This is a genomic window from Kerstersia gyiorum (assembly GCF_004216755.1).
In the GTDB taxonomy this organism is placed as follows: Bacteria; Pseudomonadota; Gammaproteobacteria; order Burkholderiales; family Burkholderiaceae_B; genus Kerstersia; species Kerstersia gyiorum.
This window is the reverse complement of record NZ_SGWZ01000002.1, coordinates 229,280-245,334: the sequence shown is the minus strand read 5'-3', so window position 1 is coordinate 245,334 and position 16,055 is coordinate 229,280. Positions and strand designations below refer to the sequence as shown.

Genomic DNA, 16,055 nt, shown 5'->3' with positions numbered 1-16,055 from the left:
ATGGATACCTTGCATTGTGCCTATGTCGGCCTGGGCGCCAACCTGGGGGATGCCCAGGCAACCCTGCGCCTGACGCTGGCGGAGCTGGCAGCCCATCCCGATATCGCCGCACTGGAAGTTTCGCCGTTCTACCGCACTGCCCCAGTCGATGCCGGCGGCCCGGACTTCGTCAATGCCGCCGTCCGCCTGCACACCCGGCTGGCGCCGCTGGCATTGCTGGATGTTCTGCAGGCGCTGGAAAATAAGCACGGCCGCGAACGGCCCTATCGCAATGCGCCCCGCACGCTGGACCTGGACATATTGCTGTATGACAACCAGCCGCTGTCCCATCCACGCCTGACGCTGCCGCACCCGCGCATGCACCAGCGCGCTTTCGCGCTCACGCCCTTGCTGGACGTGTTCCTGGCGGATGCGTCCTCTACCGCCGTTCCCGGCGCGGTTTCCCTGGCGGCCCTGCAGGCCTGGCGGGATGCCTGTGGCGACCAGCGGATCGAGCGTGTTGCCACGGATGCAGCACCGCCGGCAAACGAGCCGGATACGGCCTCATGAGCGGACGCATGCGTGGGATATCAGCCCTGAGCCTGCGCCAGCCCGCAGCAAACCGCCACAACAGTTAAAATCAACGATTACCGCGCCGCGCCAACGGGGCTGGCGGCGCCTCTGTCCGACCTTCATTACACATGCTCACTTTCCAGCAAATCATCCTCAGGCTCCAGGAATACTGGGACAAACAAGGCTGCGCGCTGCTGCAGCCGTACGACATGGAAGTCGGCGCAGGCACCTCGCACACCGCGACCTTCCTGCGCGCCATCGGCCCGGAGCCCTGGCGCGCTGCCTATGTGCAGCCTTCGCGCCGGCCCAAGGATGGCCGCTATGGCGAAAACCCCAACCGCCTGCAGCATTACTACCAGTACCAAGTCGTGCTCAAGCCCGCGCCACCCGATATCCTCGACCTGTATATCGGTTCTCTCAAGACGCTGGGCATCGACCCAACCGTGCATGACATCCGCTTCGTCGAAGACGACTGGGAAAACCCCACGCTGGGCGCCTGGGGCCTGGGCTGGGAAGTCTGGCTCAACGGCATGGAAGTCACCCAGTTCACCTACTTCCAGCAAGTAGGCGGCATCGACTGCACGCCGGCCACCGGTGAAATCACCTACGGCCTGGAACGCCTGGCCATGTACCTGCAAGGCGTGGAAAGCGTCTATGACCTGGTCTGGACCGAAGGCGGCGCCGGCGGCGGCCGCGTGCTCTACCGTGACGTCTTCCACCAGAATGAAGTGGAGCAATCCACCTACAACTTCGAACACGCCAGCACCGACATGCTGTTCGCGCATTTCAACGACTACGAAAACGAGGCCAAGCGCATGATCGCCGTGCCCCTGGCGCTGCCCGCCTACGAAAACGTGCTGAAGGCGGCGCACACTTTCAACATGCTCGACGCCCGTGGCGCCATCAGCGTGACCGAACGCGCCGCCTATATCGGCCGCATCCGCAACCTGTCGCGCAGCGTGGCCCAGGCCTACTACGAATCCCGCGAAAAGCTCGGCTTCCCGATGCTGGCCAACAAGGAGGTGCAGGCATGAGCCAGGCCAATACCGCACCGCTGCTGGTCGAACTCTTCACCGAGGAACTACCACCCAAGGCCTTGCGCCGACTGGGCATTGCCTTTGCCGAGCGTCTCGAAGCCGAACTCCGGCAAGCCGGCCTGGTCGCCGGCGACGCGGCCGCCACGCCCTATGCCACGCCCCGCCGCCTGGGTGCGTTCCTGCCCGCCGTGCTGGCGCAAGCGCCCGACCGCGAGTTTTCCGAAAAACTGATGCCGGTGAAAATCGGCCTGGACGCCAATGGCGCCGCGACCCCGGCGCTGCTGAAAAAGCTGGCGGCCAAGGGCCTGGAACACCTGGACGTCGCCGCCCTGGCGCGTGAATCCGACGGCAAGCAGGAATACCTGGTTGCCAATGGCAAGGCAGCCGGTGCCGCGCTCGCCCATGGCCTGCAGCAGGCGCTGGATGCCGCGCTGACGCACCTGCCGATTCCCAAGGTCATGCGTTACCAGTTGGCCGATGGAGTCACTTCCGTCAAGTTCGTCCGTCCGGCCCATGGCCTGGTAGCCCTGCATGGCAGCGACATCGTGCCGGTACAGGCGCTGGGCCTGCAAGCTGGCCGCCAATTGCACGGCCATCGTTTCCTGGCACCTGAACCTTTCGATCTGCCTGCTGCGGGCGATTATGTTGCGCTGATGGCGGAAAACGGCAAGGTGCTGGTGTCCTTCGATGAACGCCGCGCCCTGATCGACGGCCAGCTGCGGGATCAGGCGGCACGCCTGAATGCCTCGCTGGGCGACGAGGACCCCGAAGTGGCCGCGCTGCTAGAGGAAGTCACTGCGCTGGTGGAGTATCCGGTGGTTTATGTCGGTGAATTCGAGGAACGCTTCCTGGCCGTACCGCAGGAATGCCTGATCCTCACCATGCGCCTGAACCAGAAATACTTCCCGCTCTTCCACCCCGAAAGCGGCAAGCTGACGCACCGCTTCCTGATTGTCAGCAACATGCTGACGCAGGACCCGCGCCACATCGTCGAAGGCAACCAGCGCGTAGTGCGGCCGCGCCTGGCAGACGCCGAGTTCTTCTTCCAGACCGACCGCAAGACGCCGCTGGCCGCGCGCGTTCCGCAACTGGAAAGTATCGTCTATCACAACAAGCTGGGCACCCAGCTTGAACGCGTCGAGCGCGTGCGGACGCTGTCCCGCTGGCTGGCCGAAACCCTGGGTGCACCGGTGGCAGACGCCGACCGCGCCGCCCTGCTCGCCAAGGCCGACCTCACCACCAACATGGTGGGCGAATTCCCGGAACTGCAAGGCGTGATGGGCGCCTACTATGCCGAAGGCGACGGCGAACCGGCCACCGTGGCGCGTGCACTGCGCGAACAGTACCGCATCCGCCTGGAACAGCCGGTATCGGCAGACAATGTTGCCGCTGCCATCCTGTTCATCGCGGATCGGGTCGAAACCCTGGTCGGCATCTGGGGCATAGGCCTGGCACCAACCGGCGAACGCGACCCCTTCGGTCTGCGCCGCGCCGCACAAGGCCTGATCAGCGCCTTCGAACAACTGACTGCCGGTGGCTGGCTGTCGGTGCGCGAAAGCGGCGCGCTGACCCTGGGCGCCCTGCTGCGCCAGAGTCTGGAAAGTTTCCCGGCCGACCGTATTCCGGCCAGCGTGCTGCCCGAGATCGAAACCTTCGTCTACGAGCGCCTGCGCAACCAGCTCACCCAGGAACATGACCGCAGTGTCGTGGATGCCGTCCTGGCGACGCATCCGCCCCTGCACCAGGTCGGCGCCCGGGTTGCCGCCGTTGCCCAGTTCACGCAACTGCCGGAAGCCGCCAGCCTGGCTGCCGCCAACAAGCGCATCGGCAACCTGCTGAAGAAGGCAGAACGCGCCGACACGCCGCTGAACCCGGCGCTGCTGACCGAACCTGCCGAACAGGCGCTGGCCAGCACCATCGACGCCCTTTCGGATCCGGTGGCCAAGCAGTTCGCCGCGGGTGACTTCGCCGCTGCGCTGAGCACGCTGGCCCAGGCCCGTGCTGCCGTCGATACTTTCTTCAACGACATCATGGTCATGGCCGATGATCCTGCCGTGCGCGCCAACCGGCTCGCGCTGCTGGCGCGTCTGCACAATCTCATGAACCAGGTGGCCGACCTTTCCCGGCTGGCACAGTGAAACTGATCATCCTCGACCGCGACGGCGTCATCAACCAGGACAGCAAGGCCTTCGTCAAATCGCCAGACGAATGGCTGCCGCTGCCCGGCAGCCTCGAAGCCATGGCGCGCCTGTCGCAATCAGGCTGGCGCATCGCCATCGCAACCAACCAGTCCGGGCTGGCACGCGGCCTGTTCGACATGGAAACCCTCAACGCCATGCACGCCAAGATGCGGCGTGCCCTGGCAGCGCTGGGCGGCTCGGTGGATGCCATTTTCGTCTGCCCCCACGGTCCCGAAGACGGCTGCCGCTGCCGCAAGCCCGCACCGGGCCTGCTGCAGGATATCGGCCGCCGCTTCGACATCCCGCTGGCAGGCGTGCCGGTCGTCGGTGATTCCTTGCGCGACCTGCAGGCCGCTGCGGCAGTGGACGCCCAGCCCTGGCTGGCACGCACCGGCAACGGCGCTGCCACCGCCGGTGGCAGCAACCTGCTGCCACCGGGAACCCGCATTGGCGATAATCTGGCTGCTATCGTCGATACCTTGCTTGCCGAACAAGACACTCCATGATCTGGCTACGCTCCTTGATCTATGCAGTCTTCCTGACTGTCACTGTTATTCCCTATGCCTTTGCCTGCCTGCTCTGGTCGCCGCTCCCGCGTGGATTGCGCTACCGCCTGACGGTCGGTTGGGCGAGCCTGGCGCTCTGGGGTGCGCGTGCCATCTGCGGCATCCGCTGGCAAATCCAGGGCCAGGAAAACCTGCCTGACGGCCCGGCAGTGATTCTTTCCAAGCATCAGTCCGCCTGGGAAACCCTGTTCTTTCCGTCCAAGATGCCGCGGCAGGTTTGCTACGTCTACAAGAAAGAACTGCATTTCGTTCCTTTCTTCGGCTGGGGCCTGGCACTGCTGCGCATGATTCCCATCGACCGCAAGCAAGGCCAGGACGCCTTCAGCCAGGTGCTGAGCGTGGGCCGCGAACGCCTGGCCGAAGGCCGCTGGCCGCTGCTGTTCCCGGAAGGTACGCGCGTGCCGCCGGGCCAGCGCCGCCGCTACAAGATGGGCGGCGCCAGGCTGGCCGTGGAAGCCGGCGTCCCGGTGATTCCGGTCGCACTCAATGCCGGCGAATGCTGGCCGCGCAATTCGTTTCTCAAGTCTCCCGGACTGGTGACGGTATCCATCGGGCCCGTCATTGAATCCACAGGCCTGGACAGCGCCGAACTCAACGCCCGTGTCGAGGCCTGGATCGAAGCGGAAATGCGCCGCATCAGTCCGCAGCGTTACCCTGGCTCATCCCAGGCCGCGTGAAATACACTCCTGGTCATGCCTCGTTCGTCACCTCTCCAAGGCGATTTGTTCGCGCCTACCCAGTCCATCCCGACGCATGGCGCGACCCCAGCCGCACCCGTCGTGCCTGCCGGGCAGCAGGCCTTGCCGCCGGCTGCCACCGGCGGCTTCCTGCAGCAGCAGCCCGGCCGCCTCGTCATGGATCGTCCCGCGCAACTGCCACCGGGCGCCCAATGGCGTGAAACGCTGTCCGGCATGCAACGCCTGGGCTATACCCTGATGCGTTCACGCCGGCGTACCATCGGCTTTCTCATCAGCGACGATGGCTTGCGCGTGACGGCGCCCGCCTGGGCCAGCCAAGCCCAGATAGACGATGCCGTGCGTCAGAAGACCCGCTGGATCGTGACCAAGCTGGAAGCATGGCAGAACAGGCGCACACAGCTTTCCATGGCCCATACCCGCTGGCAGCATGGTGGCGAGTTCCCGTTTCTTGGTGTCGGCATACGCCTGGCACTGGGGGCCGCGCCCAGCGTGGGTGCCCAGGGCCAGCAATCCTACCAGGGCGACCCCTGTTGCCCCGAGGCTGGCGATATCCTGCATCTCAGCCTGCCGATGGATGCCGAAAGCTCGCGTATCCGTGAAATCACCGAAGCCTGGCTGCAACGACAGGCTGCGCTGCAGTTCCAGCAGCGGCTGCAACACATGGCCACGCAGCATGGCCTGACGGTGCGCAGCCTGCGCCTTTCCGCAGCGCGCACGCGCTGGGGCTCCTGCACCAGCGACGGGCGCATCATGCTGAACTGGCGCCTGATCCATTTTTCGCCTGCCATCATTGACTACGTCATCGCACACGAACTGGCACACTTGCGGGAGATGAACCACGGCCCTGACTTCTGGAACGAAGTCGGCCGCATCATTCCCGACTATGAGCAAGCCCGCGCCGCGCTGCGCTCCCATCATCCTGGCGACATCCCGGTTCTGTAGCCGGGCCCGCCCCCGCCCCTTGCCGCCATGCTGAACATCCTCTGGTTAGCCTTCTTCCTCATCGCCGCCCTGGCCGCCGGGATACGCTGGCTGGCCTACGGGGATGCGGAAGTTTTTTCCGCACTGGTCAAAAGCCTGTTCACGATGGCGGAAACCTCGGTCAGCATCATGATCGTGCTGTTCGGCACGCTGACGCTATGGATGGGCTTCCTGCGCATTGCCGAGCGCGCCGGGCTGATCGAAAAACTGGCCGTGCTGCTGGGCCCGCTGTTCGCCCGGCTGATGCCGGATGTGCCACGCGGCCATCCCGCCATCGGCTTGATCACGATGAACTTCGCTGCCAATGGCCTGGGCCTGGACAATGCCGCCACTCCCATCGGTCTGAAAGCCATGCGCGAGCTGCAGACGCTCAACCCGCGTCCGGATACCGCCACCAACGCGCAGATCCTGTTCCTGACGTTGAATGCTTCCTCGCTGACGCTGCTGCCCGTCACGCTGTTCATGTTCCGTGCACAGCAGGGCGCGCCCGACCCTACCCTGATTTTCCTGCCCATTTTGCTGGCGACCAGCGCCTCGACACTGGCGGCGCTGCTATCGGTGGCATGGATGCAGCGCCTGAAGCTGCATGACCCGGTCGTGCTGCTCTGGTTCGCCGCCATAGGCATCATTCTGGGCGGCATCATGGCCTTTTCGCTGACCCTGTCGGCAACCGCGCTTGCGGCCCTGTCCTCGCTGGCGGGCAACCTGACACTATTCGGCGTGATCGTGATGTTTGTCGCTGTAGGCGCCTGGCGCAAGGTCCCGGTCTACGATGCCTTCGTCGATGGCGCCAAGGAAGGCTTCGAGGTCGCCCGCAACCTCCTGCCCTATCTGGTCGCCATGCTGTGTGCCATCGGCGTGCTGCGCGCCTCCGGCGCCCTGGATTATCTGCTCGATGGCATACGCTACCTGGTTGCCGCAGCCGGCATGGATACCCGCTTCGTGGACGCGCTGCCGACGGCACTGACCAAACCTTTTTCAGGCAGTGCCGCACGCGCCATGATGCTGGAAACCATGCAGCACTTCGGCGTGGACAGTTTCCAGGCGCTACTGGCAGCCACGGTGCAGGGCAGCACGGAAACCACGTTCTACGTGCTGGCCGTCTATTTCGGATCAGTCGGCATCCAGCGCGCCCGCCACGCCGTGGGATGCGCGCTGGTCGCCGACCTGGCCGGCGTGATCGCCGCCATCACCGTCTGCTATTGGTTCTTCGGCTGAAAGGAAAAGCCAGGCCCCGGTTCAGGGGCCTGGCTTGCATCAGGCAGACTGCCGGCGCTCGCGGGCTACCTTGCCCGGCGACGCGCGAACTGCACAGCCGCCATTGGCTCCGCTGGCATCAATCCGCTTGCGGTTCGCCTTTACCCTTGGCCTTGCCCTGGTCATTGCCCGTTTCAGCGGCGCTGCCGGTATCCGCTACCCGACCTGCTGCCAGCAGCGCATCGGACAGGCCGATATACTGCGCCACCGTCACGCTCTCGGCGCGATCGGTAGGTTCAATGCCCAGGGCTTCCCAGGGAATATCTTCAGCCCAATCGGCCAGCACGCGGCGCAGCATCTTGCGGCGCTGGGAAAAGGCGCGCGCCACAACCGTGGAAAACGCGGCTTCGCTGCGCGGGCGCAGGCGGTCCGCCGGCAAGGGACGCATGCGCACAATCGCCGACATCACACGCGGCGGCGGATCGAATGCTTCGGGCGGAACGTCGAACAGGTTGATCATGCGGTAGCGCGACTGCAGCATGACCGACAAGCGGCCATAATCTGCGCTGCCGGGCTTGGCCACCATGCGGTCTATGACTTCACGCTGCAGCATGAAATGCTGGTCGCGCACCTGATCGGCCACCGCCATCAAATGGAACAGCAAGGGGCTGGAAATGTTGTACGGCAAATTGCCCACGATACGAACGCCAGTCCCGAAGGTGGAAAAATCCACCGTCAGCGCGTCGGCTTCGTGTACAGTCAGCCGTTCTGCCGGGTATTGGCGCCGCAAGCGTTGGGCCAGGTCCCGGTCGATTTCCACCGCGTGGAGATGGTCCAGCCGATCCAGCAGCGGCCGGGTCAGGGCCGACAGGCCCGGCCCGATTTCCACCATCAGATCACTGCGCTCGGGCGAGATCGACCGCACGATTTCATCGACGACTGCCAGGTCGCTCAGGAAGTGCTGGCCAAAGCGCTTGCGCGCCTGATGTGCTGCCATTCCTGCTTACTCCTGTTCCAGCCGCTGACGGCGTTCCAGGCGATTGTCGATATAGGCGCGTTCACGCAACTGCTCCAGCCACTCCTCGAAGGCAGGCAAGGCGCGGCGTTCAAACAGAATCTGGCGCGCCTGCATGCGCTGATAGGCCTCGGCCATGTCCTGCGTACGGCGCGAATCAACCTTGATCAGGTGCCAGCCGAACGGCGACTTGATGGGCTGGCTCACGCTGCCTTCGGACAAGGCATCCATCGCCTGCTCGAATTGCGGCACCGTCTCGCCCGGCGACAGCCAGCCAAGATCGCCGCCCTGGGGCGCGCTGGAATCCTTGGAATAGCGCCGTGCCAGGTCCTCGAACGACTCCCCGCCCTGCAGGATGCGCAGGCGCAGCTGGTCCAGCTGCTGCTTGGCACGCTCATCGCTCATGACAGCGCTGGTCCGGATCAGGATATGGCGCGCCTTGGTCTGCGTGACCGGCATGGGCGCCTGTGAATTGAAGTCCACGCCATGGTCGGAAGCCGAACGCTGTTGAGCCGCAGCGCTGTCGCTGCGCGAGACAACCTTGAGAATGTGATAACCCAGGCCACTGCGCACCAACTCACTAACCTGGCCCTGCGGCACGGATGCCACAGCGCGCACGAACAGATCCGGCCAGCTGGACATCGGACGTTCGCCCATCAGGCCGCCCTGCAGCGCTTCAGCCCCCTGGGACTCGGCCGCCGCCACGGCCGCGAAATCCTCGCCGCCGCGTACCCGCGCCAACACGGCTTCGGCACGCGCACGCGCCGCAGCCTCTTCTTCGCGGGAGCTGTTCTCCGGCACGCGGATCAGAATCTGCGCCAGTGCTACCGGGCCCGAGTTCGCGGCCGCGAAACCGTTGCCGCTCTGGCTCTTGGTACGCTCATCGCGAATAAAGGCATCGACTTCGGAATCCGGGATCATGATGCTTGAATCAACGACCCGCTGACGCAGGCGATCCATCAGGATGTCGCGCCGCAGGACTTCCAGATAGCCCTGCCAGGTCAACCCGGACGCCGTTACCTGCTGGCGCATCTGCTCTTCCGTGAAGCCATTGCGCTGGGCGATGGTCCCCACCGCCGAATTCAGTTCGGCATTGCTCACGCTGAGGTTGAGCCGTTGAGCTTCCTGGTCTTCCAGGCGCTCGCTGATCATGCGCTCGAGCACCTGGCGCTGCAACACGGCGGCATCGGGCAACGCCACACCCTGCGCGCTAAGTTCACCCTGCGCCTGCAGGGTGCGCTGATTCAATTCGCGCAGCGTGATCACGTCATTGTTGACGATGGCGGCAATGCCATCGACCACCGCCTCCGAGCTCGACTTGGGCTGCTCGACAACGGCCTGGGTGGATTGCGCCTGTGCCGCGCCCAGGCTGGCCAAAGCCAGCGCGGCCAGCAACGGCAACTGCTTGAGTCTCACGTTAAGCATGTGTTTATTCGTACCTATCAAAGCGCGTGCCCTGCGGCACACTCGGATTCACGGACTCATAGCCCGGTATGCTTCTGGACAACAATCCCAGGGGATCCGTTCCCAGCGAGCCGAGTCCGGTCAGCTCGAGTTGCAGGAAGAAAGTCGTATTGGTGTCGTTGGCGGCCACGGCATAGCGCTGGAAAACCGCACGCGCCGCCCAGCAGCAATCACCCTTGTATTCCAGGCCCGCAATGGATTGCGTCACCCGGCTATCCAGCATGGAGTAGTCGATACGGCCAACACCATACCAGCGCTTGCTCAGCGGCCACTGGCCGGCAAAACTGACCTGTTCGCGCCCTTGCAGCTGGTACTGGGCATCGACTGCCGGGTCACGCTGGTAGCGATAGGCCAGCGTCATGGAAGCCAGGCGTTGAGGACGCCAGCGCGCACTTAGGGTGGAACGCATCCAGCGTTCCTGGTGCGGATCATACTGCAGCACGGCCTGTGTGCTGAATGTGTCGGTCCAGGCTGTCGTTGCGCCCATCAGCAAGTCGGAGCGCCGATTCTGGCGCGGCGCCTCGCCCGGCAGGGCCACGCGCTGGTCTTCGAAATACAGGCGCTGCGCCACCGACAGGCTGACACGCTCGAAACCGTTACTGGCATCCATCCAGCGCGACGTCAGGCCCAGCGTGACCTGGTTCGCATTGGCAATGCGGTCCCAGCCGCCGGTATACAGGTTTTCATCAAATGCCTGGGCCATGTTGAAGGAGGCCAGCGCGGTGTCGTAGGTCGGCAGGTCATCCTGGTAGCGGTACGGTACGTAGAGATAGTACAGGCGCGGTTCCAGGGTCTGCTGGGCAGGCTTGCCGAACAGCGTGGTATTGCGCTCGAACACCATGCCGCTGTCCAGCGACAGGATGGGCAGCGCACGAGTGGCCACGGTGCGGTAGGAAGACATGCCGCCGGGCAGGCTGTACCAGTTCTGGTCGCCCCAGCGGGTGTCGTAACGCGTGACGTGCATCCCTGCCTTGGGCGTGATGTACCAGCCTGCGCGCTCGATCGGGTAGGCCATCGTGGCATAGGACACGAAGCGCTGGCCTTGCGGGCCGGTGCGCTGGCCATCGTAGATCGGGCGCTGGAACCAGGTCGCGGTGTTATCCCAGGCAAGATCCAGGCCGCGCCAGTTGTAGCGCACGCCCTTGAAGGTCAGTTCCGGCAATTTGTCGTAGGGCGGGATCAGCGGTGCATCCGGATCCTGCAACGTCTGGTAGGACTCCACCGCCACGCCAGCGCTCCAGTAGCCATCGCCCCAACCGACCCGGCCATTGCGCGGCAGATAGGTGCGGCTGGCCTCGCTCAGGCCGACAGCGGAAATGTCGCGGAAATAGTTGTCATCGGAGGCGCGATTGATATCCCAGTCCGCGCTGAAGCCGTTGCCGAGGTCGTGATAGTGCTTCCAGCCGTACAGCCAGCGGTCCGAATGCGTCACCCTGTCATTGGGCAGATAGGCCCCGGTCATTTCGCCCTCGAAGGACTCGCCCAGGTAGCGGAACTCCCCACCCAGCATCATGCCGCGCTTGGTCAGCAGGCGCGGGGTCAGGGTCAGGTCGTAGTTCGGCGCCAGATTCAGGTAATACGGCACGGAAATGTCGATGCCGCCCTTGGTCGTGGTGCCGTAGGTCGGCAACAGCAGTCCGCTCTTGCGCTCCTTGCGTACCGGGAAAGTCAGGTAAGGCGAGGCCAGCAGGGGCACGCCCTTGAAGTACAGCACCGCATTGCGCGCTTCGCCGTCATTGGCCTCGTAGTCGATATCCACTCGCTCGGCCTCGATGAACCATGCAGGGTCCGGGCACGGGCAACCACTGTAGATAACGTCTTCCAGACGCATGTTGTTGCGCCCGTAGATTTCGGCGTGCGCCGCCTTGCCCGCCCCACCGGAAGGCCCGATGCGGAACGACGGCTGCTCGATCTCGCCGATATCGGTCTCGAAGTTGTAGCGCAGGCCGGGGCCTTCGATACGGCCGCCGTCACGCATCAGGCGCACGTCGCCACGTGCCTCGACTTGCCCGCTGGCACCGTTGTAGTCGATGTAGTTGCCCTTGAGTACGGAATCGTAGCGGCGCAGCACCGCATCACCCTCCAGGATGACGCGTGAATCGGGCTGGCCTTCGGTCCGCACACTGTTGGCGAACACGGGCATATCGTCTTCGTTGAGCCGGGTGCGGTCAATCAACAGGGAAGATTCGCGCAATGCCTGCTGCGGGCGCGACGCATCGCCGGCCACGCCCTCCTGGGCCTGGACGACAGGCAGACAGCCTGCGGCAAGCAGGGCGACGGATAAGAACAAACGCACGAAAAGGAAACCGCCATAGAATATCGTGCCGGTATTATAGAGATATAGAACATCTGTTCTATGGGCATGTTTGTGGATTTCCTTTCCAAATTCCTTCCGGCTGTCCCCTGCCATGCCCTCCCGCCCTGCTGAACGCCTTTCGGAACCCGCTTTGAACGCCACGATTCACCCTGATGCCAGGCTCGCTTTGCTGCGCAACTGGCTCGCCTCCCTGCCCGCCAGCCTGGCGCTGGCCCCCGACAGCCTGCGCCCTGCTTCCAGCGATGCCAGCTTCCGGCGCTACTTCCGCCTGGACAGCGGCGTGCACGGCACGCTCATCGTCATGGACGCGCCGCCGCCCCAGGAAGACTGCCGCCCCTTCATCGACATCTGCAAGCGTCTGCAAAGCAGTGGCGTACACGTCCCGGCCCTGCTGGCCGAAAACCCGGAACAAGGCTTGCTGCTGCTGAGCGATCTGGGCGCCCAGACCTACTTCGAGCGCCTGCAGCAACAACCCGCCGAAGCAGAAATCGAAACCCTGTACCAGGGTGCCATTGAATCCCTGATCCGCGTGCAACAGGCGCCGGCCGCCGGCCTGCCGCTGTTCGATCAGGCCACGCTGCTGGCCGAGCTTTCGGTTTTCGAAGAGTGGTACCTGAACCGCCATCACGGCGTGACACTGTCCGACACCGAACGCAATTCCCTGTCACAAATTTTTGAAACCTTGACAGCGCATAACGCTGACCAGGCACAAGTGCTGGTGCACCGCGACTACCACTCGCCCAACCTGATGGTGCCCACCGGCAACAGCAACCAGCCTGGCGTCATTGACTTCCAGGATGCCCGCCTGGGGCCTATTTCCTATGACCTGGCCTCGCTGCTGCTGGACGCTCGGACCACCTGGGATGAAGCCCGGCAACTGGACTGGGCCATCCGTTACTGGGAACAGGCGCGCCGCGCCGGTCTGCCCGTCCCCGATGATTTCGCGGTGCTGCACCAGGATTACGAATGGATGGGGCTGCAGCGCAACCTGCGCATCCTGGGCGTCTTTGCACGCCTGAACCATCGTGACGGCAAGGCCTGGTACCTGGCCCACCTGCCGCGTCTCAATGGCTATGTGCGCCAGGTCTGCGGACGCTACCGCCAGTTCACCCCCTTGCTGCGCATCCTGGATCGCGTCGACCAGATCACACCGGCCGCGGGCTACACCTTCTGATGCGTGCGATGATCCTGGCCGCTGGCCGCGGCGAACGCATGCGTCCGCTGACCGACACCCTGCCCAAGCCCATGCTTGCCGCCGGCGGCCTGCCTTTGATCGTCTGGCACCTGCAGGCGCTGGCGCGGGCCGGCTTCAAAGACGTAGTCATCAACCATGCCTGGCTGGGACAGCACCTGGTGGATGCGCTGGGCAACGGCTCACGCTGGGGCCTGACCATCCATTATTCCGCCGAAGGCGAGCGCGGCCTGGAAACGGCAGGCGGCATTGCGCGCGCCCTGCCACTGTTGGGCAACGAGCCTTTCCTGGTCATGAATGGCGATGTCTGGTGCGACTGGCGGCCCGAAGCTGCCCGCGCCATTGCAGCCGGGCTCGATGGCACGGCCCGGCAGGCCTGGCTGCTGCTGGTGTCCAATCCCGAACACCACCCGAATGGCGACTTTCTCCTGGCCGAAAACGGCCTGCTCAGCCCACGCGGAGACCGCCCCGGCGCGCTGACGTACGCGGGGATAGGCGTTTTTCATCCGGCACTGTTCGACGCTGTCTCGGGCAGCCTGCCCTCGCCGCTGGCGCCGCTGCTGCGACAGGCGATGGCACGGCACAGCATCACCGGGGAACACCATGAAGGGCGCTGGACAGACGTAGGTACCCCGCAGCGATTGTCTGAACTTGACGAATATCTGAAACAAAACCGTACCAACCCCTAACTACCGGAAACGTCTTGCATTCTCCCGCAGCGACCAAGAGTTATACACTGTCGCCTGCCGGCGACGCAGCGATCCCGGCATCTCGACGACCAGACCCGTCGAACCCGCTTGCAACTGCCGGCCTCACATGCGGGCCGCTTACACCAGCTAGGATTTCAACGCATGGCACTGTTCAGTTCTTCCAAACGTCCCGTTTTCAAACCCTCCCCCTATGAAACCGGCAAGCGCCGGCACCGCATGCCGCGCTGGCTGGCGCAAATGCTGTTTGGTGCAATCATCGGCGCTGCTGGCTGGTATTTCCTGCAGAACAGCTACGGGCCGAAGCGCCTGACCGTCACCGAATCGCAGCAGCTGACCCAGGAACTCAATGCCGCGCGTCTGGAAGCCCAGCGCTTGCGCGACGAACTGGATGCACTAAACAGTGAGCACAGCAGCGTGCGCACCGACGCCGAACAGTGGCAGGCGCGCGCGAACCGCGCCGAAGCGCTGTCCGGCCCGCTGCAACAGGAAATCGACGCCCTGATCGACCTGCTGCCGCCCGACCCGCGCGGCTACACTCCAGGCATCAGCGGCGCCCGTTTTACGCAGAAAGACGAAGGCCTGGATTACCAGGTCGTGCTGCTGCAACCCGGCAATAATGCCGCCAGCTTCAAGGGAACGGTCGAACTGCTGGTGGAAGGCCGCTACGGCAATGGACGCACGGACGTATTGCGCGTGGAAGGCCCGGCAGTCGATATGACGCGCTACCAGACCCTGCTCAGCAATGCCGCTCTGCCTGCCGGCTTCCAGGCCCGCCAGGTGACGGTACGCGTGCTGGACGGCGCGGGCAAGCAGCGTGCCATGCGGGTACTGCGCGTGCGCTGATATCAACGCCACAAGCAAGAAAAGCCAGGCAACATAACGTTGCCTGGCTTTTCTTATTGCAGTCCGTAACACTGCCGTTACCGCAATTTCTACCCTAACAGTGTATCGACTACGGCCAATATTCGGTGAAGAACTCCGGCCCGAGGGCCGGAGCTTCTCCGCCACCATACGGGGGCACCTGCGGCGCCGTATGGATAATGCCTCGCTTGACCTCGGCCTGAAGGCCGAGGCTTGCGCTTAGGCCCGTGGTCAAGGCGCGGGATTAGGCTGGCGTTGATGGATATGTTCGATTTCAGCCAGCAGTTCGTCATCCAGCTCCAGGTCCACCGACGCAATATTTTCCTTGAGCTGTTCCAGCTTGGTCGCCCCCACCAGATTGCTGGTCACGAACGGACGGCTGTTGATGAACGCCAGCGCAACTTGCGCGGGTGACAAGCCACGGCGGCGCGCGGCATGGACATAATCACGCGTTGCAGCCTGGGCCTGCTCGTTGCTGTAGCGCGCAAACCGCTCGTACAGGCTGATACGGCCATCTGCCGGACGCGCGCCATTCAGATACTTGCCGGTCAGCACCCCGAACGCCAGCGGCGAATAAGCCAGCAAGCCGATCTGCTCGTAATGTGAGAACTCGGACAGCCCCGTTTCAAACGTGCGGTTCAACAGGCTGTAGGGATTCTGGATGCTGACGATGCGCGGCAGGCCCAGCTTTTCCGAGGCACGCAGGAATTGCGCCACGCCCCACGGGGTTTCATTGGAAACACCGATATGACGTACCTTGCCCGCCTTGACCAGATCGGCCAGGACGGAGAGCGTTTCTTCGATAGGCACGGTCGATTCGTCTTCGATCCACGGATAGCCCAGACGGCCGAAAGTGGCCGTGCTGCGATCCGGCCAGTGCAATTGGTAGAGGTCCACATAGTCCGTCTGCAGGCGCTTCAGGCTGGTATCAATGGCAGCTGTGATATTGGCTCGGTCCAAGGAAGTCTTGCCATCGCGGATATGGCCCTTTTGGTGAGCCTGGCGCAAGGGGCCGACCACCTTGGTCGCCAGCACCACTTCGCTACGCTTGCCGCTGCGCTTCAACCAGGAACCGATGTACGCCTCAGTTCGACCCTGGGTTTCCGGCTTGGGCGGCACCGGATACATTTCCGCAGCGTCGATCAGATTGACACCCTGCGACAGTGCGTAGTCAAGCTGTTCGTGCGCTTCCTGCTCGGAGTTCTGCTCGCCCCAGGTCATGGTACCCAGACCGATCAGGCTGACGTCGATATCGGTGCGTCCAAGTTTGCGGTATTTCATCTCT

At 64.0% G+C, this 16,055-nt stretch carries 13 protein-coding genes and 1 pseudogene; 10 read left to right on the top strand and 4 right to left on the bottom strand.

Annotation, left to right across the window (positions count from 1 at the left end; all coding sequences use genetic code 11):
- The 7 genes from folK to EV679_RS07375 all read left to right on the top strand — a co-directional run bounded on the left by folK (position 1) and on the right by EV679_RS07375 (position 7,232).
- Positions 1–549 carry a 2-amino-4-hydroxy-6-hydroxymethyldihydropteridine diphosphokinase gene (gene folK / locus EV679_RS07405; RefSeq protein ID WP_068368669.1) on the top strand — a complete coding sequence of 183 codons (549 nt, stop codon included), beginning with the start codon at positions 1–3 and terminating at the stop codon, positions 547–549.
- A 131-nt stretch (positions 550–680) separates the two neighbouring features.
- On the top strand, positions 681–1,586 hold the full coding sequence (glyQ, locus tag EV679_RS07400; protein ID WP_068368672.1) for a glycine--tRNA ligase subunit alpha: 906 nt from the start codon (positions 681–683) through the stop codon (positions 1,584–1,586).
- A complete protein-coding gene (glyS, locus tag EV679_RS07395) occupies positions 1,583–3,727 on the top strand; it encodes a glycine--tRNA ligase subunit beta (RefSeq protein WP_068368675.1) in 2,145 nt (714 codons plus the stop codon). The genes glyQ and glyS overlap by 4 nt, the downstream gene beginning before the upstream one ends.
- Positions 3,724–4,275, top strand: a complete 552-nt coding sequence (gmhB, locus tag EV679_RS07390) for a D-glycero-beta-D-manno-heptose 1,7-bisphosphate 7-phosphatase (RefSeq protein WP_130486881.1) — start codon at positions 3,724–3,726, stop codon at positions 4,273–4,275. Before glyS ends, gmhB begins: the two co-directional genes overlap by 4 nt.
- On the top strand, positions 4,272–5,012 hold the full coding sequence (locus tag EV679_RS07385) for a lysophospholipid acyltransferase family protein (protein ID WP_068368681.1): 741 nt from the start codon (positions 4,272–4,274) through the stop codon (positions 5,010–5,012). The genes gmhB and EV679_RS07385 overlap by 4 nt, the downstream gene beginning before the upstream one ends.
- Before the next feature lie 15 nt (positions 5,013–5,027).
- On the top strand, positions 5,028–5,975 hold the full coding sequence (locus EV679_RS07380) for a M48 family metallopeptidase (RefSeq protein ID WP_130486880.1): 948 nt from the start codon (positions 5,028–5,030) through the stop codon (positions 5,973–5,975).
- A gap of 27 nt (positions 5,976–6,002) precedes the next feature.
- The gene (locus EV679_RS07375) at positions 6,003–7,232 is read left to right on the top strand and encodes a nucleoside recognition domain-containing protein (protein ID WP_068368684.1); all 1,230 of its coding nucleotides are present in this window, start codon (positions 6,003–6,005) and stop codon (positions 7,230–7,232) included.
- Positions 7,233–7,434: 202 nt separating this feature from the next.
- Here EV679_RS07375 and rsmA read toward each other — a convergent pair.
- The 3 genes and pseudogenes from rsmA to EV679_RS07360 form a co-directional block, all read right to left on the bottom strand.
- A pseudogene (gene rsmA, locus EV679_RS07370) lies at positions 7,435–8,208 on the bottom strand (16S rRNA (adenine(1518)-N(6)/adenine(1519)-N(6))-dimethyltransferase RsmA); the annotation flags it as partial.
- A gap of 6 nt (positions 8,209–8,214) precedes the next feature.
- Positions 8,215–9,651: a peptidylprolyl isomerase gene (locus tag EV679_RS07365; protein WP_130486879.1), complete on the bottom strand. Its 1,437-nt coding sequence runs from the start codon at positions 9,649–9,651 to the stop codon at positions 8,215–8,217.
- A gap of 4 nt (positions 9,652–9,655) precedes the next feature.
- Positions 9,656–11,986 carry an LPS-assembly protein LptD gene (locus EV679_RS07360; RefSeq protein ID WP_253100649.1) on the bottom strand — a complete coding sequence of 777 codons (2,331 nt, stop codon included), beginning with the start codon at positions 11,984–11,986 and terminating at the stop codon, positions 9,656–9,658.
- Positions 11,987–12,098: 112 nt separating this feature from the next.
- Here EV679_RS07360 and EV679_RS07355 point away from each other — a divergent pair, with 112 nt between their 5' ends.
- The 3 genes from EV679_RS07355 (at position 12,099) to EV679_RS07345 (ending at position 14,752) form a co-directional block, all read left to right on the top strand.
- Positions 12,099–13,181: an aminoglycoside phosphotransferase family protein gene (locus EV679_RS07355; protein ID WP_130486878.1), complete on the top strand. Its 1,083-nt coding sequence runs from the start codon at positions 12,099–12,101 to the stop codon at positions 13,179–13,181.
- On the top strand, positions 13,181–13,888 hold the full coding sequence (gene murU, locus EV679_RS07350; protein WP_130486877.1) for an N-acetylmuramate alpha-1-phosphate uridylyltransferase MurU: 708 nt from the start codon (positions 13,181–13,183) through the stop codon (positions 13,886–13,888). Before EV679_RS07355 ends, murU begins: the two co-directional genes overlap by 1 nt.
- 162 nt (positions 13,889–14,050) lie before the next feature.
- Positions 14,051–14,752: an AAA family ATPase gene (locus tag EV679_RS07345; RefSeq protein WP_068368696.1), complete on the top strand. Its 702-nt coding sequence runs from the start codon at positions 14,051–14,053 to the stop codon at positions 14,750–14,752.
- A gap of 249 nt (positions 14,753–15,001) precedes the next feature.
- Here EV679_RS07345 and EV679_RS07340 read toward each other — a convergent pair whose 3' ends face one another.
- The gene (locus EV679_RS07340; protein WP_068368707.1) at positions 15,002–16,051 is read right to left on the bottom strand and encodes an NADP(H)-dependent aldo-keto reductase; all 1,050 of its coding nucleotides are present in this window, start codon (positions 16,049–16,051) and stop codon (positions 15,002–15,004) included.
- Positions 16,052–16,055: the final 4 nt, after the last annotated feature.